The sequence below is a fragment of the Sphingobacterium sp. CZ-UAM genome (assembly GCF_002000245.1).
Taxonomy (GTDB): Bacteria; Bacteroidota; Bacteroidia; order Sphingobacteriales; family Sphingobacteriaceae; genus Sphingobacterium.
This window is the reverse complement of sequence record NZ_MTCM01000007.1, coordinates 102,715-126,619: the sequence shown is the minus strand read 5'-3', so window position 1 is coordinate 126,619 and position 23,905 is coordinate 102,715. Positions and strand designations below refer to the sequence as shown.

At 41.2% G+C, this 23,905-nt stretch carries 17 protein-coding genes and 1 tRNA gene; 13 read left to right on the top strand and 5 right to left on the bottom strand.

The genetic code is table 11. The features are described 5' to 3' along the window. Positions 1–122: 122 nt before the first annotated feature. From BWD42_RS21205 to BWD42_RS21195, 3 genes are all read left to right on the top strand, one after another. Positions 123–3,131, top strand: coding sequence for a glycoside hydrolase domain-containing protein (locus BWD42_RS21205; RefSeq protein WP_077438407.1), 3,009 nt, complete (start codon positions 123–125; stop codon positions 3,129–3,131). 138 nt (positions 3,132–3,269) lie between these two features. Beyond that, a complete protein-coding gene (locus BWD42_RS21200) occupies positions 3,270–6,332 on the top strand; it encodes a DUF5107 domain-containing protein (protein WP_077438406.1) in 3,063 nt (1,020 codons plus the stop codon). 102 nt (positions 6,333–6,434) lie between these two features. After that, complete coding sequence (locus BWD42_RS21195) at positions 6,435–8,306, top strand: hypothetical protein (protein WP_139351236.1); 1,872 nt, start codon at positions 6,435–6,437, stop codon at positions 8,304–8,306. 85 nt (positions 8,307–8,391) lie between these two features. Here the strand turns inward: BWD42_RS21195 and BWD42_RS21190 are convergent. Together BWD42_RS21190 and BWD42_RS21185 are read right to left on the bottom strand one after the other, a co-directional pair. Continuing rightward, positions 8,392–8,465 (bottom strand) — tRNA-Pro (locus tag BWD42_RS21190). Positions 8,466–8,726: 261 nt separating this feature from the next. Further along, positions 8,727–9,290: a porin family protein gene (locus BWD42_RS21185; RefSeq protein WP_077438404.1), complete on the bottom strand. Its 564-nt coding sequence runs from the start codon at positions 9,288–9,290 to the stop codon at positions 8,727–8,729. A gap of 322 nt (positions 9,291–9,612) precedes the next feature. Here BWD42_RS21185 and BWD42_RS21180 point away from each other — a divergent pair, with 322 nt between their 5' ends. From BWD42_RS21180 to BWD42_RS21170, 3 genes are read left to right on the top strand one after another with little or no spacing between them, the layout of a single operon-like run. Further along, positions 9,613–10,146 (top strand): RNA polymerase sigma-70 factor, encoded by a 534-nt coding sequence (locus BWD42_RS21180; protein ID WP_077438403.1) that lies wholly within the window; start codon positions 9,613–9,615, stop codon positions 10,144–10,146. Then, positions 10,143–11,270 (top strand): FecR family protein, encoded by a 1,128-nt coding sequence (locus BWD42_RS21175; RefSeq protein WP_077438402.1) that lies wholly within the window; start codon positions 10,143–10,145, stop codon positions 11,268–11,270. The genes BWD42_RS21180 and BWD42_RS21175 overlap by 4 nt, the downstream gene beginning before the upstream one ends. Before the next feature lie 34 nt (positions 11,271–11,304). Next, positions 11,305–12,999 (top strand): hypothetical protein, encoded by a 1,695-nt coding sequence (locus BWD42_RS21170; protein WP_077438401.1) that lies wholly within the window; start codon positions 11,305–11,307, stop codon positions 12,997–12,999. 163 nt (positions 13,000–13,162) lie between these two features. Here BWD42_RS21170 and BWD42_RS21165 read toward each other — a convergent pair whose 3' ends face one another. From BWD42_RS21165 to BWD42_RS21155, 3 genes are all read right to left on the bottom strand, one after another. Next, on the bottom strand, positions 13,163–13,615 hold the full coding sequence (locus BWD42_RS21165; protein ID WP_077438400.1) for a KTSC domain-containing protein: 453 nt from the start codon (positions 13,613–13,615) through the stop codon (positions 13,163–13,165). Between the two features lie 54 nt (positions 13,616–13,669). After that, positions 13,670–13,891 (bottom strand): VF530 family DNA-binding protein, encoded by a 222-nt coding sequence (locus BWD42_RS21160; protein WP_077438399.1) that lies wholly within the window; start codon positions 13,889–13,891, stop codon positions 13,670–13,672. Positions 13,892–13,976: 85 nt separating this feature from the next. Continuing rightward, a complete protein-coding gene (locus tag BWD42_RS21155; protein ID WP_077438398.1) occupies positions 13,977–14,495 on the bottom strand; it encodes an NADPH-dependent FMN reductase in 519 nt (172 codons plus the stop codon). A 269-nt stretch (positions 14,496–14,764) separates the two neighbouring features. Between BWD42_RS21155 and BWD42_RS21150 the strand changes: the two genes are divergently transcribed. The 7 genes from BWD42_RS21150 to BWD42_RS21120 all read left to right on the top strand — a co-directional run bounded on the left by BWD42_RS21150 (position 14,765) and on the right by BWD42_RS21120 (position 23,819). Then, positions 14,765–15,322, top strand: coding sequence for an RNA polymerase sigma factor (locus tag BWD42_RS21150; protein WP_077438397.1), 558 nt, complete (start codon positions 14,765–14,767; stop codon positions 15,320–15,322). Positions 15,323–15,504: 182 nt separating this feature from the next. Continuing rightward, positions 15,505–16,608, top strand: a complete 1,104-nt coding sequence (locus tag BWD42_RS21145; protein WP_077438396.1) for a FecR family protein — start codon at positions 15,505–15,507, stop codon at positions 16,606–16,608. Between the two features lie 186 nt (positions 16,609–16,794). Continuing rightward, positions 16,795–20,052 (top strand): SusC/RagA family TonB-linked outer membrane protein, encoded by a 3,258-nt coding sequence (locus BWD42_RS21140; RefSeq protein ID WP_254846295.1) that lies wholly within the window; start codon positions 16,795–16,797, stop codon positions 20,050–20,052. A 12-nt stretch (positions 20,053–20,064) separates the two neighbouring features. After that, positions 20,065–21,660: a SusD/RagB family nutrient-binding outer membrane lipoprotein gene (locus tag BWD42_RS21135; protein ID WP_077438395.1), complete on the top strand. Its 1,596-nt coding sequence runs from the start codon at positions 20,065–20,067 to the stop codon at positions 21,658–21,660. A 70-nt stretch (positions 21,661–21,730) separates the two neighbouring features. Next, positions 21,731–22,213 (top strand): DUF5004 domain-containing protein, encoded by a 483-nt coding sequence (locus BWD42_RS21130; protein ID WP_077438394.1) that lies wholly within the window; start codon positions 21,731–21,733, stop codon positions 22,211–22,213. A 234-nt stretch (positions 22,214–22,447) separates the two neighbouring features. Beyond that, positions 22,448–23,005, top strand: coding sequence for an RNA polymerase sigma factor (locus BWD42_RS21125; RefSeq protein ID WP_139351235.1), 558 nt, complete (start codon positions 22,448–22,450; stop codon positions 23,003–23,005). Continuing rightward, the gene (locus tag BWD42_RS21120) at positions 22,995–23,819 is read left to right on the top strand and encodes a hypothetical protein (protein WP_077438392.1); all 825 of its coding nucleotides are present in this window, start codon (positions 22,995–22,997) and stop codon (positions 23,817–23,819) included. The genes BWD42_RS21125 and BWD42_RS21120 overlap by 11 nt, the downstream gene beginning before the upstream one ends. Positions 23,820–23,905: the final 86 nt, after the last annotated feature.

The window sequence follows — 23,905 nt, the reverse complement described above, 5'->3', positions numbered from 1 at the left end:
AGATCAGGTCATCTTGAGTGAAAGTGCGTATACCATATTAGCTCAAGATGATTTTTAGGACGATTAATAAATATAGTGACATATCGACGTGTACAGGCATTTGTGTACACCTAACACCTTGTATGATGAAGAAAAGAACAGCCTACCCTAAGTTGGCAACAATCCTTGCCGTATCATTTTTAGTAAACGCTGTCCATGCGCAGCTGGCTTATCCGCCTGAAAAGCAAAAATGGGATGCAGATCAGCTTGGTAACCACCGTGCGGTATTGAAAGTAAACTCGGACCAAAAAGAAGTGCAGGTAGCTATTCCCTGGCGTAACCGATGGGTGGAGGCCAACCAACAGGTGATTATCGTGGACAGTGCGAGCAATAAACATATCGGGTCGATTAATTATCTCTGGATGAATGCCGAATCGGGAGGCTTGCGTTTTCATCCGACTTCAGGCAAGGGAATATATTATGTCTATTATTTACCGTATAAAATGGGCGGGCGGAGCCGCAATTATCCGGACGCAATCTATCTGAAAAATTCAACATCGGCACCGGCGCAAGCAGCAAAAAGTAGAAGCATAAGCACCAAAGGTGTTCGTGTTGAACGCTTTGATGCCGTGGATCAGTACAATAGCAATGATCCGATGGAAGTGTTGGCTACCGGAGCGGAAGTCAAAAGTTTCTTAAACCGCAATGCTAAAGAAGATTATTTTGTTTTCCCTGAACGAAGGGAGTCGCCCATAAAAATGGAAAACAACCTCCCGCGATTGTGGATGACCAAAACAAAAGCTCCGTCTCAGCTTGAAGGGAATGCCCAAAAAGGCGAGTATTATGCGTTTCAATTGGGCCTTTGGTCGCCGAAGCAAGATCTTCAAGCGCTTCAGATATCATTTTCTGATTTTAAGTCCAGCGATGGGACAATAATTGCTGCCAATAGTTTGAACTGTTTGAATACCCAGGGTACGGCCTACACAGGAGAGCCCATGCACCTGACCGTAAATGTACCTTCGAATAGGGTACAAGCCCTATGGTGCGGTATGCAGGTACCGGAAAATATTCCTGTGGGGACTTATACGGGCACCGTGACCGTCAAACCAAAGAATGCGACAGCGAAGAAGGTACAGCTTATCTTTCATGTTTCGGAAAATGGTAGTGGACTAGCTAGTGTTGACCAGCCCTGGAAAATGACGCGGCTGCCTTGGCTTAACTCAACATTGGCGCAAAAAAATACAGTTATTGCACCCTATACGCCAATTGTATTGACAGCTGATTCGACCTTACAGCTCCTGGGGCGTGAAGTTAAGCTGAGCGCAAGTGGTCTGCCCAAACAGATCAGTACTTTTTTTACGCCTGAAATGACATCGATCTCGACAAAGCCAAATGAATTGTTGTATGAACCGGTGCATTTTCATTTTTATCGTGCCTCGGATGGTAAGGAGATACCCTTGAAAGCCGGGGGTGTACAATTTAAAGAAAAAAATGAGGGTGAGTACCGTTGGATAGCCAAAAATGAATCGACCGACCTTACTATGGAAGTGGAAGGGAAACTGGAATTTGATGGTTATTTACATTATGTGGTTAAGCTAACCGCATTAAATGATATCAGTTTAAAAGATGTCAATATGCATATCCCGGTTATGCCCGACAAGGCAAACTATTTTATGGGCTTGGGACAGAAGGGAGGAAAGCGCCGGGAACAGCTTGTCTGGAAATGGGATGTAGCGAATAAGAATCAGGATGGTGGCTGGATTGGTGCTGTAAATGCGGGACTGCAGTTCTCACTACGCGATGAGCATTATTCAAGACCCTTGAACACAAATTTCTATCTTCAAAAACCGTTGGTGCTGCCAATTTCCTGGGGCAATGAGAATAAAGGTGGAATAGATATCGGCCTCAAAGGTAAATCGGTATTGGTCAATAGCTATAGTGGTGAACGTCAGCTTAAAAAAGGAGCGGTACTCTATTATAATTTTAACCTATTAATTACCCCATTCCATCCGATAAATACCGAAGCACAATGGAACGAACGCTATTATCACGCTTATAAACCAGTAGATTCGGTCGTGGCCAGTGGATCAAACGTCATCAATATCCACCATGCCAATGTGATCAATCCCTATATCAATTATCCATTTATTGCGACCAAAGAGATGAAGCAATATATTGATCAGGCGCATCAAGCTGGACTAAAAGTGAAGATTTACAATACGGTACGGGAGGTCTCCAATAGAGTTTATGAACTTTATCCATTACGAAGTCTAGGTACCGAGGTATTTTCACCGGGCAAAGGCGGTGGTTATTCCTGGTTGCAGGAACATCTGGGGAAAAATTACATTGCGGCTTGGTATGTGCCAGAATTTAAAGATGCAGCGATAATCAACAGTGGTATGAACAGATGGCACAACTATTATGTGGAGGGTATGAACTGGCTGGTTGACCATATTGGTATTGATGGGATTTATCTGGATGATGTTGCTTTTGACCGGGTGACAATGAAGCGTATCAAACGCGTGTTGACCAAAAATGGAAAATCGGGCCTGATTGATTTGCACTCAGCGAATCAATATAATAAAAACGACGGCTTTAACAACAGTGCGAATCTCTACCTCGAACATTTTCCTTATCTCAATAGATTATGGTTTGGAGAATATTTTGACTATGAAAATAACCAACCTGATTTCTTTTTAACAGAAGTGAGTGGTATCCCCTTTGGATTGATGGGCGAAATGCTTCAGGATGGTGGTAATCCATGGCGCGGAATGATCTATGGGATGACCAATCGGATGCCCTACCAAAAACTGACACCGAAGGACTTGTGGAAGACCTGGGATAACTTCGGTATCAAGGGGAGCAATATGATCGGTTATTGGTCACCAAACGTTCCAGTAAAAACGGATAACGAGAAAGTACTGGCAACGGTTTATACCAAACCCGGAAAAGCGATGGTTGCGATAGCCAGCTGGGCTGATACAGATGTTGATGTACAGCTAGTTGTTGATTGGGAAAAACTGGGTATTGATCCCCACAAGGCCAAACTATCGATTCCTGCAATAGCCGATTTCCAATCTGGTACAGCTTATAAGATGAACGATAAGATTTCTATTGCCAAGAATAAAGGGATCATTTTGCTAATAGAATAATAGCTAGTAGCCTATATATCCTAGGGAGTTAATCCGGGTTCTTTGGAGAAGATGTGGAATGCTCGTATTGCTGGAGTTGGCACATTTATCTGAAAGCTTCCGGGCAACTAGTTGACTAATGAATAAATACATATTTCAATGAAAAAATGGCTCGTGTTAGCGCTATTGGGGCATGCGATATTAACTGTATTGGCGCAGAACCCTACAAAGATCGCTGAGGTAAAAAAACGGTATACAACCTATCCTTTTTCGGATCCGGACCCAATCGCTTCAGCACAGAAATTGTATCCTTATTTTCGATTTGATGGTTTTACAAATACCGCCATTGAAAAGGAGTGGAAGACTGTGATCTTAGAAAACGATTATATCCGGGTTCAGATTATGCCGGAAATAGGGGGTAAGATCTGGTCTGCTTATGATAAAATAGGAAAGCGGGATTATATCTATAACAATGGAGTCGTAAAATTCAGAGATATCGCGATGCGAGGGCCTTGGACCAGTGGTGGTATTGAAGCGAATTATGGAATTATAGGTCATACCCCCAACACGTCTACAGCGGTGGATTATTTACTGCAGGAGCATGCGGATGGAAGTGCAAGTTGTTTTATACATGCTTTCGATCTTTTGAGCCGCAGCAACTGGACGTTGGAAATTCGCTTGGAAAAAGACAAGGGTTATTTTTCGACACGTTCTTTCTGGTCGAATGGCAATGCCATTGAGCAACCTTATTATACCTGGATGAATCTGGGGGTCGCGGCCGGCGAGGACTTGAAGTTCCTATATCCGGGCAACCGGTATATCGGCCACGACGGGGATGCGCATTCATGGCCCATTGATGGCGAAGGCCGTGATCTGTCCAACTATCGGGAGAATGCATTTGGGAGTTCGAAATCGTATCATGTGCTGGGAGCACATAGCAAGGCCTTTGGGGTATATTATAAGGAACGCGATCATGGGATGGCCCGATATGCACTGCGTGAAGATAAATTGGGTAAGAAAATATTTCTGTGGTCACAGGCGGGAGATGGACAGATCTGGGAGCAGTTGCTGACCGACCGGAGTGGTCAATATGTGGAGATTCAAAGTGGTCGATTATTCAATCAGAATGTGCCGTCAAGTAGTTTAACGCCATTCAAGCAAATTGGATTCGCACCTTACCAGAGCGATTCATGGACGGAGTATTGGATGCCTTTTGCCGGAATAGGTCAACCGAAAGATTTTCAGTTATCGGCTGCGCTACAGGTAAAACAACAAGCCAAAAAGCTACTGTTGACCGTTGATCCCAAACGACCATTACAAGATAGCATTTTTGCACTCGACAAGAATGGCTTGCCGCTCGGAGCTAATTATCTAACCGCTCGAGTGGGGGAAGTGAAACAGCTTGTTGTGGAATTAAAAAGCGATGACAGCCCCTATTATCTCAAACTAGGAGGGGATTATTTTGATTTACGACAGCATGATATTGCTAGCACATTGGATCGACCTACTGAACCAAGCCGTGAAACGATGATCGATAGCAATCAAACCAAGCTACTCGAAGTACGAGATTTGCTCCGGTTTCGACAATATGGGGTAGCAGAAACTTTGCTAAACAGGTTGACCGAAAAGCAAGTACCCCAATTGGATTTGTTGTTGGAGAAGGCCAAACTTGCCTGGTTCAGGATGGATTATAGGCAATGTTACGATTATGCGCGTCAAGCATTGGCGATTGATACGTACGATGCTGCAGCCAATTACTATTATGGTTTGGCCGCAGTCAAGCTCGAAAGAACGCATGATGCTCTGGATGGCTTTGAAGTAGCTTCGCTGGATCCAAATTGGCGCAGTGCGGCTTATTTACAGCTTGCCAAGTGCCATTACCGGATCAAACAGGATGAACCGGCTTTGGCCTATGTGGAGAAAGCATTAGTGGCGAACGGACTAAATATAGACGCATTGCAATTGCGGCTGCTCATTCAAAAGCGGCAAGGAACAGCATTGGATACGGCATCCTATGAGCGGATTGTTCGCAACGATCCATTCAATGCCTTTATTCAATTTGAAGAGAAAAATGAAGTGCTATCCAGGCAGGAATTTGCTTCGGAAAAATGTTTTGAACTGGCCATTTGGTATGCCGATCTACATGAATATAAACGTGCGGCTACTGTACTCAATAAAAATAAGCCAAATACAGAGATGTTATTGTGGCTGGCCTGGCTGACCAAAACTAATCCTACAGTGAGTCAGGAATATTTGGCAAGAGCGGCAGCTTCCAATCCAGCCTTTGTGTTTCCATTTCGTGAAGAAAGTGGACCGGTGTTTGAATGGGCAGGCGAGCAGTTGAAAAATTGGAAAGTTGCTTATTTGCAGGCATTACTTTATCGTTTCCGAAATCAGGGGGGGAAAGCGAAGCGGCTATTGGATGCGGTAAGTACTGAACCATCGGATTTTGGAGCTTACTTTGCCGTGAAATCTAGCCTTGAAGAAGATCAGCAGATCGATCAGTCCATTACAGCGATGAGACAAGCGACAACAGCGGAACCACATGAATGGCGCTATGGCCTGCGTTTGGTCGAATTGTTAAATAAAGGGAAATATTACGATCAGGCACTCGAGGTTAGTGGGAAGTATCATCTGGCATTTCCCAAAAACTATATCCTGACCTTAGCCCATGTACGGACTTTGTTGTTAAATAAAGAATATCTGCTCGCTGAACGTGAATTGCAAAAGGTCGAAATCCTTCCTTTTGAAGGAGCGACAGAAGGACATAACTACTATGTACAGACCAAATTAATGCTGGCTTATCAATGCCTGCAACAAAAAAAATATAAAGAAGCAAATCTGAAGGTGGAAGAATCAAGAGCCTGGCCGGTGCAACTGGGGGTAGGAGAACCCTATCCGGAAGGTAAAAATGAAATTCTGGCGGACTGGCTCGCAGCTTATCTACAAAAGAAAATGGGTAACAGTCATGGTGAAACCGACTTTCTACAGCAGATAAGCCAGCGTAAGCAGCCTAAGAATAAATTCGAACTCCTACTTCAACAGGCCGCCGTACAGCAATTGACGAATAAAGGTATTATTGTTCGTGGAGGTCAAGCTGTCCGAGGGATCAATCAGTCAGATGCTGTTTTTTTTGATCAGCTTCAAAAAGGAAACTTAACAGCCTATTGGCCGGGGTTGATCAGGCACATTTATTTTGAGCAAGACCAACGTATGTTTTAATTCTCTTTGTCGTTGATAGCTGTAAAACCACAATAGTTTTATGGTATTTTGTATTCAATAAAAAAGATGTAAATTGAATTAATTATACAAGAGATGAAATAAATGGTAAGAATGATCTTTAGGCAGCTCTATTTGGTATTATTGATCATAGCATTTTGCCAATGCCACGGTAATAGCAAATCGGTGGAAAATCAGGGAAAACTTCAGTCAAGAGTGGATACGTCGGAAAAAGTGCAGTCAGTTAGGGGGCAGTTCAAGTCGAATAACCAGGTTATTCAATTAAGTGCTGCAATGGAAAAGTTACTTTTTGTACTTAATAAAGGTGATATCTATCTTCCTGAAAATGGTTTTTTCCTACATTTAAGTCAAGCGGATGCCAAAAGGCTGGGGACAGCATATATTTTATTGATCCCTCTTTTTCCGGATAGGGAAAACTTATTTTTTACCTATGACCGGGATTTTACGTTTGAGATAGTTGCTGTTCCGGGTATGGAAAACTGTTATTATACAAAGAATGTTACGTTTTTCAATGCACATAATAAAGACAAGATTGCTTCAGAAAATGACCGTTATCCAGTCACTATTTTTAACCAGCCTACATTAAAAGATACCATCGAATGGTCTATTTTCTCTGATTATCGCGACCTGCGCCATGTGCCACAGTGGATAGATCATTTAGACAATAATCAACAGGTTATGGTTCACTATGTGGGCTGTGCTGAAACAACTGATGGAGGATATGCCATACATGATTACAGACCTACTACGGTGGCTGATCTTGCGAGAAAAAGGTTGAATGATGTCAGTAACCAGATGGAATCTTTGGGCGTACCGGCGGCCGAGGCTTCACAGCATGAATGGAAAACCTGGTTAGATAAGGTAATCAGTCTTAATCCCAAAGATCAGTTCAAAAAAAGGGGAGCGAAAGTATGGACGAAGACATTTCAAGAAAACACGAACGGACTATTTGCTTTAGATGAAGCAAAGGACAAAATCATCCGCTTACACCCACAGCCAAATTACCTGAATTTTAAGGATCAGCAACTATTGTGTATAAATCCTGCTGACAGTAGTATACAGGTCGGTAAAATTGCTTCTCCACAACAACCAAATGCAGCGGAATTCGTTGATTTTAGGGTTGAAAATGGAACGCTATTCACCATCAATAAGCTATTCCAATGGGGGCAATACAGTGCGGAACCAAGCAATGAAAAGACCACATTTTATAAAGAACGGGCTTCCAAAAAGTTGTTGTCGTTGGTACGGGATATGATCATCGATCATACTTATATGACTCCGGAGCATAGTTATATCCTTTATCATAAGGATCGGACCGTAAATTATGAAATGTTATGTATCAACAGTAAGACAGGGGCGATAATAGCGCAAAAAAATGTAGACAGGTTGTTAACAGAAGCACATATTGCCAAAGGAAAAATCGAGTATCTACCCTCAGCAGCAATGAATACCATTTCGCCGGACTTTCCATTGCTGTTTAAATTAAACGAGGTCATCTATCACCTATCGCTCAATGCTAAATTGGAACCTGTTGAAACAGTGAAGCTGCCTCCTAATTTACCATGGCATCCCCGCTATCTGTCTGCTGATAAACAGGCGTTTTATTTTGATAAAGCCGATAATGAACTTTGGTTTTATCCGATCACTCAAAAAAAGTCCATACCATCGATCAAACTAAAGGATCATCTTTTTGATCGGTATATCATGCTTCCAGATGGGGATAATTTTCGTTTCTTTTATGAATATGGAGACACATTCACGCATGGCATAAAGACGGTTTTAATCAATGGCTCTACATTTAAACAAGAGGGAGAAGCTGAGCTTGTTTATTCTTATGTACCATTGGAAACGGAATCCAGTGATAATACACCCAATAATTTAAACGCTTTTAAAATCGGGAGTAAATGGATAGTAACTTTTATGTTGGAACAGAAGCTGGTGGTGGCCGAAATTTGATTTATCCAAAGGGTTTGCTTGAATCTCAAGTTATAAAAAAGAAAGACCACTTCATTCTTAAAATGAAGTGGTCTTTCTTTTTCTGTCGGGATGGCCGGATTTGAACCGACGACCTCCAGCACCCCATGCTGGCGCGATACCGGGCTACGCTACATCCCGAATTATTCCAATAACCTGAGATAGGATGATCCTAAGCTCTTTTTTTAGGAAAAATTTTTGGTAGCGCTAAAATAGTAATTATTGACAAAAAATAAAATCTAATTGAAAAAAAGAGAATGCCTGAAATTTTAAGGGACTAAATTTCGGACATTCTCTTATGACTTCTCCCCCTTTCTAGCTTTGCACGCTATTTTCAATCGTCAAGGGCATTTGTATTTTTTGTGGTTTTTCTAATAGCTGTTTTTTTTTAATAAACCGCTATTAGAATTTATAGCCAACCATAATACCGACGGTTTTATTCTTGGCATCCAGTGTTTTATCCACGCTGGTGAACCCATGGCTATAATAGGCATCTACTGTAAAGCTACTGACATCAATGCCGATTCCAGCTCTACCGTCAAAGGAGAATTTCTTATACTCTGTAGTAGGACCGGATTTGACAGTCTTCAGATCATAATTCAATTGCGGCCCCAATAGGCCACGGAAACTGAAATCACCATTTTGTAAAAATGTATACCCAACTTGAAGTGGAAGATTGACCTGATAGAACTTAGGGGTCTTTTGGCTACCTTCAAAAGTATACTCTTTTCGCAAAAGACTAGCTCCGATGCCCGGTTGAAAGAAGATACGATCTCCGATCCGCGCGAATGCGGCAACAGAAACTCCTACTTTACCGTTATTGTCTTTAACGGACTTGTTTCCAAATGAGGTCATGTGATAGTTGCTTCCTACGTGTACACCATAGGTGACCTCCTGAGCTTGTCCCGTTCCTGTTATTCCTAGTAATGTGAATGCCACTAAGGCCGCTTTAATTGTTGTTTTCATTTTAATACTATTTTTTATTATCTAGTTTTTCGTGTCGCTTTATACTATGACAACGGAAAATCAGTATACCCTTAGAAAAAAAACATTTTTCTATTTTTAGATAATTACCTTTAGTGCCAATCTTGGATAGCTGATCGATCATTGTCGTACTTTAATTCCAGCGGGCTGTATATACTTGATGAACTTGGGCTGGCAGTTTATTAGTAAGTTGGTGCGATATTATTATCAGCAAGAAAAAAAAGTAAAAAATAAATAAGGGTAATGATTACTTGTGTTGTCTTAGTATAAAGTAGATTGTTTAATCAAATGGTAGATTTAACCAATGTCGGAAAATAAAGAAAAGAATTTCGAGCAGCTTTTTCGGGCGCATTACAAGGAATTGCATCGTTATGCTTTTAGGTATCTGGGGGATAGCGATGGGGCCGAGGAGGTCGTACAGCAAGTATTTCTGCGGTTATGGGAGAAAGATTGGGAGGAGCAGATCCACACTTCGCTGAAAGCTTACCTCTATCGTGCGATCTATAATGAAAGCATGAATGTTCTTAAGAAGGAGCAACGTAAGCTCAAATATCAGTCTTATGAACAGCACAGACAGGAATGGGAACCAGCTGTAGACGAAAGCAGCAAGGACCTGGATAAGAAACTTAGGGTGGCTCTGGCCGAATTGCCCGAAAAAAGTAGGACGGTGTTTGAACTGAGCCGCTTTCAGGAGATGAAATACAAGGATATTGCAACTACGTTGGATCTTTCGATAAAAACAGTCGAGGGGCATATGAGCAAAGCATTGCGTCACCTACGTATTGAGCTTATGGATTATTTAACATTGATTATTTTCTATCTTATCTATATGTTATGAATAAGGAATTACTGGAAAGATATATCGTTGGGGAAACCAATGAATCGGAGAATAATTTGGTGCAAAGCTGGTTGGAACAGGATCCTGCCAACAGAGCGGAATACTTAAAAGTGAAGAACGTATTTCTATCTTATCTATATGCGATGAACAAGGAACTACTAGAAAGATATATGGTCGGGGAAACGAATGAAGCCGAACGTACGATCGTAGAGGAATGGTTGGAAAAAGACGCTAATAATAGGGAGGCATATTTGCAAATGAAAAAGTTATGGGATAGCTTACCTAAGCCTCTGGAAGTTCCAGAAGTGGATGTGGATAAGGCTTGGATGAATTTTAAAATTGTTAGGGACAGGAGAGCATCGGAGCTTACCGGAATCCCCACAATGAAAACAAATGTGATTCAATGGAACTGGTGGGCTGCGGCGAGCATTCTGCTGGTCTGTATGGTAGGATTCTACGTATTCGACCGTTCGCAGCGCGAGGAAATGCATCTTGTGAGCCAAGAAGCTGTGCTTAGGGATTCATTGCCAGATGGGTCTACGGTAACACTCAATAGAAATACGGAGCTGGCTTATGCGAGTACCTGGAGTAATAAAAACAGAAATGTCAAATTGAAAAAGGGAGAGGTGTTTTTTCAGGTGAAAAAGGATAAAAAGCATCCTTTTGTGATCGAGACAGGGAATTCGAAAATTACGGTACTGGGGACAAGTTTTAATGTGCGTCGCATTCCCAAAGCAACAGAGGTCATCGTCGCCACCGGACTGGTCAAAGTAGCCTATGCCGACAAGGAGATTTTTCTACGGCCGGATCAGATGCTTACGATAAGGGATGCCGATACTGCAACTGTACAAAAAAAGCCTGTCCAGGATAAATTCTATAAATACTATGTAGACAGTAAGTTTAATTTTGTGAATACACCCTTGAAGGATGTCGCTGAGCTGCTTACCCGTGCGTATGACTATAAAGTTATTATAGATGATCCCAGCCTTCAACAAATACCGTATACAGCCGAATTTGAAAGAAATAGCCTGACCGAAATACTAAAGGTGATGGCAAAGAGCCTGGACTTAAAGGTCGAGGTTCAGGGCAAAGAAATTCACTTAACAAATAATCAAAAGCGATAACATGTTTTCGAAGCAAAATTGTACAGATAGCATCATGACACTATTTCTTATAAAGCGAATCAGGTTTTATCTCCTATTCTCCCTGCTATGCTCCTTTCATTGGGGGCTAGCACAGCAAAAGCTCGCGGCGGAAGTTCAGATGCCCGCTTTCTCAAAAATAACGGTCGGTGAAGTCTTTCAGCTATTAAAGGAACGGCAGGATGTATTGTTTTCTTTCAATGGAAATATTTTACAGATGGATAGCGTTATTTATCCCCGGGCTTATAAGGGGAATTTATATGATTATCTCGATGGGATTTTGGGCAAGGAGTATAGCTTTAAGGAATTAGGCAAACATATTATCGTTCAATATACACCGCAAAGAATGTCGGTTGATTTTGAGGTACAGACTCCGAGGAAAGATAAGGTTGTCATTACCGGATATATCAAAAATGTCCGAACGAATAACCCAATTTCCAATGCCAGTATTTTCGACCGTAGCGCTTTATTATCTACATTGACGGACAAAAATGGTTATTTTGAACTGGATGTCAAGAAAAGAAGTAATCTGATTGCGGTGAATGTGAGTAAAGAGATGTTTCGGGATACCAGTGTGATGGTTATTTTTCCTATTGAAGCGCAGACGGGTGACAAAAAGAAACGTGAATATGGTTACTTTGAAGGCTATGAAGAAGATCATGGCCTTTATAAATCTTTTTTTGGTCGGATATTCCTGTCACCTGCCCAACAGATACAGAACATGAATCTCGGCGGAATGTTCTTGTATAGTCCTTATCAGATATCCATGACACCGGGGCTAAGCTCACATGGATTTATACGGTCACAGATTGTCAATAAGTTTTCATTAAATATCATCGGCGGTGCAACCGCGGGGGTGAAAGGCGTTGAACTTGGCGGGGTATTCAATATCAACCAATATAATATGCAGGGGGTTCAGGTGGCCGGCGTGTTTAATACCGTAGGTGGCAATGTAGGTGGTGTACAGTTAGCTGGGGTAGGCAATCGGGTTTTTGGAACCGTTAAGGGAGTCCAGATTGGTGGCGTATTGAATAAGGCCGATACGGTACGGGGCGTTCAGCTTGCCGGAGTTGCCAATACAGTGCGGGAAGCCGGAAAAACAACCCAAATAGCGGGGGTGATAAACAACAGCAGTGGCGATGTGGGCATCCAAATAGCAGGTATCGCCAACAGGGCAAAAAAAGTAAAGGGATTTCAGCTTGCAGGAATAGTTAACATTGCCGATAGTAGTGATTACCCGATCGGGCTATTAAATTTAATAAAAAACGGAGAAAAAAGCCTTGCATTGGCCATAGACGCGGATCGTTATCTTTCGCTACAGTTTCGTTCCGGAGGCCGTGTGCTCTATAGTGTCCTATCGGTAGGTGCGGCTCTATCGGATGATGGACCTTCGAAATATTTCTTTGAAGCAGGTCTGGGGGCTGTGCTATTGAATAGGTCCAAATTTGCACTCCGTACGGAAATTGCGTCACGTAATCATTTAACGGACAATTTTAAATTGTTGGACAATCACCGATCTTCTTTTCGTGTCATTCCTACGTATAAGTTGACGGATGCCTTGTCTATATTTGTGGCGCCCAGTTTCAATTATGCTGAGCGGGATGAAGATGTTATATCAGGTGGTGGTACCCGTTGGAAGCCCTGGGGAAGAGACCGTGCGAGAAACACGTTTTATGGTGGTGGAACAGCGGGGTTAATGTTAAAATTATAAAATTAAAACTATTTGGTATGTGCCGTTGTTATATAAGTAGCTTTTAAACATTTAACATTTTACGTTAGCGCCCTTTGTTGAAACAACAAAGGGCGCTAATGCTTTAACCGATACAGAGGCTATAGACTCGTATGTATAATGATCATTTGGAATTACGCGTTAACTACGCAACAATTGTGGCAGTTTTCAACACATTCCGATAAGGATAGGAATGGAAAACATGTCTACGTGCAAACCGTCCCAATGAATCTGCATTGACAAATTTTATATAGTCATTTCGTTGGACACCAAAATACTCATATTGGCTACCATCGTGAAAAGTGATCGTTAAAACTTGAGCTTTCCAATCGATATCCTGAATACCTGAATTTGTGATTGTCTCAGTATAGATAGGTAATTGTTGTTCAATTGTCTCTGGACAGATGCTTACCAAGAAATGATAAGCTTCAATCATTTCCACACTTTTTTGTTCCGCTGCCAAACGTCCTTCTTCATCATTGACAAATTTATCCGGATGACATTCCTTCATAATGGTCCGATAGGTGGATTTTAGGGTTTTGAGATCCACTGATTTATCCACATTTAACAACTTACGGTAGTCGGCAATTTTTTTCATGGCGGCAAAGATATGCTTAATAATCAGATTATTTGCATTATCCTGAAAATAAGATTATTTTTTACCTAGGGTTTTTAGATACAGTTGTTCAACCTTCTCACGGGCCCAAGGAGTTTTCCTTAAGAAAGTTAGTGAAGATTTTACGCTCGGATTTTCATTGAAGCATCGGATAGATATCCTTTGCCCCAATTCTTCCCATCCATAATATTCCACTAAATATTCGATGATTGTATCCAACCGTTTTCCATGTAATGGATTGTTGACTTGTTCTTGCATGCTGTAAAGTTAGCAATCTTTGTCTATTTTAAATTGCTTTTTACTACAATGTTATGCTATTTGGGATCATGCATTGGTATTTTAGCTAGCATTTTGTAAGCTGTTTTGCCAGCTGATCAAGTTGTTGCTCAAGTTTGTCATCCCAGATATTTCCCTCTGCATCCAGTTTTCCTTTGACGCCCTGAATAAGGAGGTTTCTTTCGGGATCAAGTTGGGCTCCAAGTCCCTGCATAATGCGTTGTAGTTCGGCATGTCCCGTTTCCCCTTGTGCCGAAGCTGTAATAATGCTGACGGGCTTTTCTGTAAAAACTGTTGTTGCGGCACACCATTCGAGTAGATTTTTCAATCCGCTGGGTACACTGAAAATATATTCCGGACTGCTGAACAATATCAAATCTGCGTCCTGAATGACCTGACGCAAGGCAACGATCTCGATGGGTGGTTGTGAGGTGCTTTCTTCAGGATCGAAATGTGGCAGTTCCTTCAAGCGGTCAAAGAGGACTAGATTGGCCTCGGGGTTTACTTTATGTTGGAGATGACGTACGAGCTGATGATTGGATGAATGTGCGCTCGCGCTACCGATGATCGCGAAAATGGTTTTCATTGAATATATTTTAAATAGCTATAAGAAGCCTGATTGTTTAATTGTTAATTTGCTGATGTTTACTTATCAATTTTACCGTATAAGGTTTTGAAGCGACTAATTTACGATTATTGACCCAAATGATTGATATGGTTTTGGCAATGACAATTTAGGAGCCTATACAAGATAAGTATACCTAAAGATAAAAACTTTTTCCTTTTACGGATTAAGTTTATACTTTTGGAAATAGGGACTTATATTAGCTTTAATACGGATGATATGCTTTTGTTATGAGAAATAAAATGGGGTACCGCTTGTTGTGGGAGCGTATTCGTACTGGAGACGAGGCCGCATTTTTTGATCTGTACGGAGCACTTTATCAGGAGCTTGTTAATTTTGGAATTCGTACCTGTGGTGATACGGATCTAGCAAGCGAAGCGACGGATCAGGTTTTTGTCAAGATCTGGGAAAAAAGAACGCAGCTTGAACGCGTTGAAAATGTACAGTCCTACCTCATTACCTTCCTAAAAAGGCGTATGCTACGCTTAATCGAAAAGCAACATAAAATCAATACGGCACTCCAGAATGTAAAAGCGGAGGATGAATGGATTGAAATGCCTTATGAAGAGTTTGTGATCAAGGTGCAAACCAATGAGATTATTCAGATCCGTTTAAAAGAAGCATTGGAGAAACTTTCGTTTCGTCAAAAACAATTAGTCAACCTTAAATTTTTTGAAGGTTATACGTACGAAAAGATCTCAGAAATCACGCAGATGTCGGTAAAAACAGCGTACAATACGCTTTACGATGCCTTAAAGATATTGCGGGAAGAGCTGAAGGATATTTAAGGGCTGAACGTTAAGCCTAATATCTTTGCGAGGAATGGTCTGGTAAACTGCGGCGGTACCCTATAGCTTTTTACGTTAATTAAAAAAATAAATAACTGTATATTAGGTATTTGTAAAATATCTTGTTTTTTTCTTAGGAAAAAGATTAGCTCTTGGGCACTATAGGATAAATACCCATTAGAATGAGCCAAAAAGATTATAAACAGTTAGAAGATTTTTTGATAGACGATACTTTTCAAAAGTATTGTTCAGGAGAAGATAAAAACTGTGTCCTTTACTGGCAACAATACTGCTTAAATCATCCGGAGCAGGCCGAAACGATCCTAAAAGCAAAACGCCTTTATCAAATTTTAGTTGGAAACCGTAAATCTATCCATGAACAGCTGGAAAGATTGAAGACAGATCTCCAACATGTGCCAATAGAATCTGTATCCATCCGCCAGATGAGCTGGCAAAAGTGGGCAACTATTGCTGCGGTGTTTGTTGCTATAGTGACCGCGGGGTTATGGTACTATTCAGCCCCTGCGGATGATATTGTTCCACAGCCAATGACACATATTGGCCAGGTTTATCAGACAAAAAAGGGTGAAAAAAAGACCTTTGAGCTTGTTGATGGGAGCACCGTTACCCTCAATTCGGCGAGTAAACTGGAGCTGTCCTCGGATTTTAATGCGGATTTGCGTCAGGTGCGATTAGTTGGCGAAGGGTATTTTCAGGTCGCAAAGAATAAGGAAAAACCATTTATGGTGCAGGCTTCTGATTTTGATATCAAAGTTTTGGGTACGACCTTCAATGTGAAAAGTTATCCCGAAGAACCAACGGCCGAAGCTGTACTGGTGGAGGGTTCTATTGAGATGAAAAGCAAAGGACAGCGAGAGAATTCTGTTGTCATCAAGCCAAATCAAAAGATTACCATATTTAAAAACCAAGCTGAGCTTGCGATAAATGCAAGCAAAGGTAATAAGCCAAGCCCAAGTAAGCTGCCCATTAAGGAAATAGCCATCGAAAATATTCCCGTTGTGGAGTCAAATACTACCGAAATACCCGATATCGCATGGAAGGAAAATAGATTAGAAATCGTGGACCAAGATTTCGAATCTTTACGAAGGACATTGGAACGCTGGTATGATGTGGATATTCAGCTTCAAAGTGAGCAATTAAAAACCTATCGCTTCACGGCAACCTTTAGCAAGGAGAATATTACTCAGGTATTGAGTGCTTTACAGAAAGTCGAACCATTTAAATTTGAATTGTATGGGAAAAAAATAACTATCTCAGAAAAATAAAAGGATGGTGGACCAACACCATCCTTCATTGAAAAAATGATTAACCAAAAGCAGCAACATTGGGGCGTGCTGCTTAATATTAATTTTAACCAACACTAAAATATGATTAAAAATTGCTTATTGCAAATGCGCAATGGATATATTGTGCATTTTAGATTCATTATCCGGATGAAACTAGCCTTAATTATGACTACGTGTGCTGTAATCAATGTTTCAGCATCTGTATTTTCCCAAAAAAAAGTGTCCTTGGATGTTCAAAAAACCAAACTAAGCAAGGTACTTAAACTGATCGAAGAGCAAAGTGATTATTATTTTGTCTATAATTCGACAAATGAGAATTTAAATAAAGAGGTTTCTGTCAATGTCAATAATACGAAGGTATTGGATGTTTTGGCGAAGCTTTTCAATAAAAGTGGGCTGGTTTACTCGGTTTCCAAAGAGGGGCTTGTAGTGATTAGTCAACAACAGCAAGTCGTTGTTTCAGGTATCGTAACAGACGATAAGGGAAATCCCTTAGCAGGAGCGAGCGTACGTGTTAAAGGTACTGCTGTAGGGCGTGCGACGGATACGAATGGTCGGTTTTCCATCGATGCGGCTACCGGTAATACCTTAATTGTTTCTTTTGCAGGCTATGGATCACAGGAAGTGCCCGTAACGAAGGATGGTGATATGAAAATCATCTTGATCGAAGACAACAGAATGTTAAATGAGGTGGTGGTGACAGCATTGGGCATGAAAAAGGAAAAACGCTCTTTGGGTTATTCCGTAACACAAGTCGCTGGCGAGTCGTTGACCACAGCACGTGAAAATAATGTGATGAATTCGCTTGTCGGAAAAGTAGCCGGTTTGGATATTAGTGCTACTTCAGGTGGAGCAGGGGCTGCGTCGAATGTTACCATACGTGGAGTTTCCAGTATCTCGCAGTCCAATCAGCCTTTATATGTGATCAATGGTATTCCAATGGAGAGCAAGCCCGTGGGTGTTGGCAATGCGAATTCTAGGGGAAACTCGGGGAGTCAATGGGACAATGCACCGGATCTGGGCGATGCAATCAGTAATATCAATCCTGATGATATCGAAAGTATTTCGGTATTGAAAGGAGCGGCGGCTTCCGCATTATACGGTTCGCGGGCTAAAGCGGGGGTTATTTTAATTACGACCAAATCCGGAAAAGGTAATTCCATCGATTTTAATAGCAATTATGTCGCGGAAAGAATTATCGACCAAACGAATTGGCAACAAATCTATGGTCAGGGGGCAAACGGTGAAAAACCTGCTGATGGCAAGGCTGCTGCACAGGTTGGGGGATCTAGCTGGGGCGCGAAATTGGACGGTAGCCAGGTGCCTCAGTTTGACGGGGTATCGCGACCATATTCCTACCAATCGGGTAATCTGGGACGTTTTTATCGGACAGGTTCAACTTGGACAAATACCTTGGCTTTGAATAAAACATTTGAGGGCGGTTCAATCCGTTTCTCGGGTACAGACGTTAAAAACAATTCTGTTGTTCCCAATTCGGGCTTAAACCGACAATCATTTAATTTGGTCGGTCTATTTGAACCATTGAAAAGATTGACCATCGATGCGCGTTACAACATGATCCTGGAACAAGTAAAAAACAGACCCATGGTATCCGATATGTCAGGTAATGCTAATTTTAACGCGATGTTCCTGCCAACCAGTGTCAATGTGAACGATTTAAAACCTTGGAAGAAAGAAAACGGGTACGAGCTTCCTTTTACAACAGGTAATACCTACGCGACCAACCCTTGGTTTGCAGCTTACGAGTTCCAGAATAATACAAAAAGAGATCGCTCAATTGCTTCATTAACGGCGAAATATACGCTTGAAAATGGACTATTTATCCAGGGGCGTGCTGGTCGTGATGCCTATACAGATCATTACCGAAATGTTCTACCTACCGGAACAGCCTATTATGAGTATGGAAAAATAAATGAACAGGATACAAAATTTGCAGATATCAATGCGGATGTCTTAGTGGGCAAAGCTTTTAGTTTTGGTGATTATACAATAACACCAAATATCGGTGCTAGCTATCGCAATACAAAGATGTCGCAGTTAACGAACTCAGGAACCGATTTTATTATCCCTTTCGTTTATAATATATTAAATGCCAAAAATAAATCTGTCAATTACCTGGAAAGCGAGTCGGAAACTCAGTCTGTATATGGTACAGCCGAGTTTGCCTATAAGGATGTGTTTTATCTGACCGGTAGCTTGCGCTCGGATTGGTATTCTACTTTGGCAACGCCGGGTTACAACAATAAATTGAATTCAGTCTATCCTTCCGTTTCAGGATCATTCATATTTTCGGAGTATTTCAAACCGTCTTGGTTGTCATACGGTAAATTAAGAGCAGGTTTTGCTCAGGTGGGGCAGGCTACTGATCCATATCAGACCTTATTGAGCTATAATTTTAGAGGTGAAAATTTAAATGGAGCACCATTGGGCTCGATTAATAATAGGAATATACCAAACACTTCATTAAAGGCTTCGATTGCAAATGAGTTGGAAATCGGTGCTGAACTACGCTTACTGAACGATCGTTTGAATCTAGATTTGACCTGGTACAACAAGAAATCCAAGAATGAAATTATCTTCAATACGACAACACCGGCAACTGGCTATGCAGCAGCTGTGCTGAATTCGGGAGAAATGCAAAACAAGGGTTTTGAAGCATTGATTTCAGCGACCATCGTTAAAGCTGAACACTTTAAATGGATTTCTTCGCTAAATGGATCTTATAATGACAATAAGATCATCTCATTGGCAGATGGCTTGAAGGATCAGCTCGTTGCAACCTCGCGTTCCAATGTTGGATTTATCATGAATAAAGTGGGACTGTCCGCATTTCAGGTCATGGCTTATGATAACAAATATGACAAGGATGGTAACATCGTAAAGTTAGCTGATGGTTCACCTGACCGTGGCGAACTAAAAGCTTATGGATCTGCAATGAATAAATGGTTTGCCGGATGGAATAATGAATTTAACTATAAAAATTTCAATCTGTCTTTCCTAATTGATGGTAAATGGGGCGGGAAATTGTTCTCGGCAACAGACTATTATGGATATATCTGGGGATTGCATCAGCATACAGTGGAAAGACGTGAGGAGATCGGAAGAGCGGCTGCTAAATACTACGAAAACACAGCCAACAACGTTTCTAAGAACTTTGTCAACAGTGCCGACTTTATAAAATTTAGACAATTAATTATTGGTTACAGCTTCCCAACAGCAATGTTTAATAATAAAATTAAATCTTTAAATGTAAGTGTTGTGGGACGGAACCTCTTTACATTAATGCGTAAAACCGATAATATTGATCCGGAATCAAGTTATAATGCAACATTCCCAGGTCTTGAATTGGGGGGTGTACCGGCCATCCGTACGTTTGGAGCGAACTTAAGTGTTAAATTTTAAACCTAAACTGAAATGAAAGCAATGATTAAACCGATTATATCTACGCTTGCCCTTGGTCTATTATGTGTGATGGGCAGCTGTACAAAAGATTTTGAAAAAATAAATACTGATCCAATTTCTTATGGTAAGGAAACCTGGGATCCCAATTATACTTTGTCCTCATCTCAATTATTCTATACGGGCAGTTTTGACTTTGCTTATGATACCTGGCGCGGAAATTTGATTTATTCGGCGACGATGATGCAGGGATTATCTACAGTAATCAGTTATTGGGCAGGTGATAAATATTTGCTAAATGAAGGGTATACTGCCGCTTACTGGGGAAACGGAACAGTAGGAGCGTATATTGAGCAAGTAAGGAATATTCAGGACGTTATTGTCAATACCAAAGGTAAACCGGAGCTGAATAACTTATATCAGGTAGCCCGTATCTGGCGTGCCGTTATCTTTGCCAGGCTAACCGATCTCTATGGCGATGTACCTTATTCAGAAGCAGGTGTTGGATTTTATGAAAAGATCTATAAACCCAAGTTTGATAAACAACAGGATATCTATACAGATCTACTAAAAGAAGTGGACGAAGCAGTCGCCGCTTTAAAGACAGATGGCGATCGTGTTTTTGGGGATGTAATCTATAAAGGGAATATTGATAAATGGAAACGTTTTGGAAATTCCTTTTTGTTGCGTCTAGCGATGCGCCTAGTAAAAGTGGATGAAGCTAAAGCAAAACAATATGCTACGAAAGCTGTAGCGAATACATTGACTAATAATACCGAAAATGCATACATCACACACGATGAAAGTGGTTCGCGCGTGACTCAGAATAGAAATTCACAAGTCTTGTTGGGTGATGGGGGACAGGAATGCTATTATGTGAAGTGGTCGAATACATTTATTGATTTTCTAAAGAAAAATAATGATCCTCGTTTAGGTTTAGTAGCAGTGACTAAATTATATTTAAAAGACGATGTTAAAGCCCAGAATCCAGATTATGTAAGTAATGCCGCCGTTCAAAAAGGAATGCCAAATGGAAAGGACCTGAGTTCGGATCCTAAATATAGAATTGGCAGTGATCCGAGTTTTACGACGTTTCCCGACTATTCATCGCCAAATCCAAAGATGATAAAGCGGAATGGTATCACATTTATACTAACCTATGCTGAGACAGAGTTGTTGAAAGCTGAAGCGGCACAACGGTGGGGCATTGGCGGATCGGCTGCTGAGCATTACAAAAATGGATTGAAAGCTTCTATTACATATTTGAATCAATATGATGCAGAATTAGCGGTTCCGGATGCGGTCGCAGAGTCTTTTGCTACTGCAAATCCTTATGACGCAAGTAAGGGGTTGGAGCAGATTAATACACAGTATTGGGCGCATACGATTACGATGCTTGACTTTTATGAAACTTGGGCCAACTGGAGACGCACGGGATTTCCAGAACTGGTGCCTGTAAACTACCCTGGAAACGCTACTGGTGGAACTATTCCACGTCGTTTTCCATACCCTTCTACCGAAGAGGCTATTAACGGTGAAAATTTCAAAGCTGCTGCTGCAGCAGTACCTGGCGGTGATAATCTTGCAGGCCGGGTCTGGTGGGATAAATAATCACAATGGTTTGTTTTTTTTGAGGCTGAACTTTCGTAGTTTGGCCTCTTTAAACCTTTTATAAAATAATATGAACCTAAAACATCAAATTTTACTGATCGCAGCCTTGCCCTGCATCGTCTTTTCCTGCAATAATGCAGGTGAGAAAAAGACGGAAAATGAGACTACAAAAAACAACAAGCTGAGCGGAACATACAGACTCTTAGAAGCGAAGACCATCAAAGAGAAGGATACGGTGACAGCTTTCACCGATACAGCAAAAACTGAAATGTTTAAAATGTTCAACGATGATCATTTTTCGTTTTTCAATCATGATAAGGAAAAGGGAAAAGGAAAGGAGCCTCATTTTATTGCAGGCGGTGGAACATATTCGTTTGATGGTAAAAAATATCAGGAGCGACTGCAATACTGTAGCCTGCGCGACTGGGAAAGTAAAAAGTTTGATTTTGAACTGGAGTTTAAAGGAGATACCCTTATCCAACGCGGGGAAGAGAACTTGCCTGAATTAGGAGTGAAACATACCATTATTGAAACGTACGTGAAAATAAAATAAAGGCAGTCTTATTAAGGAGTTCATAAAACTTCATGCTATATATTTGTTAATGCAGGCACCCATGGAATTTTTCATGGGTGTTTTTTTTAGGTTAAAGGATTAAAAAGTTCATTTTTAGCGATCTGCAACAGCTGGTTATTTATTTTAGAAAAAAATAAAATTAAATTGCAACATTTTCCAGAACAATCCGACTATACAATAGAACATAAGAATTAACGATATTAAATAGTAAACGTGCAAAACCAACTTAGCGATAAAGAGTTATTAGCGATGTGCCAATCCGGTAATGAGTCGGGCTTTGCACAGCTCTATCATCGCTATGCGAAGAAGATTTTTAATTCGATCTATCGGATCTTATCAAATCAGGAGGAAAGTGAGGATGTTTTGCAGGAGACTTTTATAGAGTTTTTCTCAAAGTCGGATAAATGGCAGGCGGTACTTAGTGTGGAAGCCTGGTTGAGAAGGATGGGGGTGAATAAGGCTATTTCTCTTTTACGGAAGAATAAGCAGTATTATACGCCGATCGACGATCTGGAAATTCAGGATGAAGGCGACGATGATCTATTGGAGAAAGAATGGCGGGAATGCCGGCTGACGGATTTAGAATCGGTCATTGATCAGCTGACAGGGATACCCAAAATGATTATCAATCTGTATCTTTTTGAAGATATGAGCCATGACGAAGTCGCTGAATCTTTGGGAATGACAGCGGTAGCGGTGCGTAGTCAATATCATCGCGCCAAAAAGAAAATTTACGAACAATTGAAGGAGAGGTATAATTATGCGGGATAATTTGAAGGATTTTGTGAACGCCAATCGGGATGCATTTGACCGTAAAGAACCGTCAGCGGACTTATGGAATAAAATCAGACCACAGGTTGTTCCCCAGGTAGAGGAAAAGAAGATAAAACCTTTGTGGCGATGGGCGAGTATTGCGGCGGCTACATTATTGGTCGGAACTGCAGCTTTTGTGATCTTCAATCAGGAGAAAAAGGATGATCGCATGGACAGAGTGGCCGTTTGGAAATCCAGCCCTGTACAGCAGAAAGAGCCGGAGGAAATGCTGCGCCCTTCCCAACAGGAAATTGTAGCAGAAGCTGAACAGAAAGAGTCCATAAGGTCGATACAGACGATGACGAGTAAGCAAAAAACGCATCTTGTAGCTAACAGAACTGCGCAAAAGATAGCTGTAGAGAGGGAAGAAGAGCATGAAAAAGATTATATGCAAATGCTCCAGGATTCAGTTTGGGCAAGTACACGTCTGGCGGCAGTACTCGCGCTCCAAAAACAGGGAAATCTGAAAAAAGATGAGACACGGGCTCTAGAGAAAATCGCTGTTTCGGACGAGAGTAGTAATGTGCGTATGGCTGCGATCGAGACCTTACTGGACGGAATGACGCCGGAAGTTCGGCAACAAAAGGTTCAGGACTTTTTTGTCGCGCAGAATGATCCTACATTACAGGTTGAGCTCATGCAGATGATTGCACAAAGAGACGAACCGGAAATGAAAAATAGTACGAAGGATAAGCTGAACGCGATTGTAGAAGATCCTTTTACCTTGAAATTTGTGAAAGAGCAAGCGTATGCAGTACTGCTGCAGCAATAGGAAGAATACTAACAATATCACTATACAATGAAGTTGCAGAGACGTGAGAAGCTAATGGAATAAACCTCTGCACTTCAACAAACAAA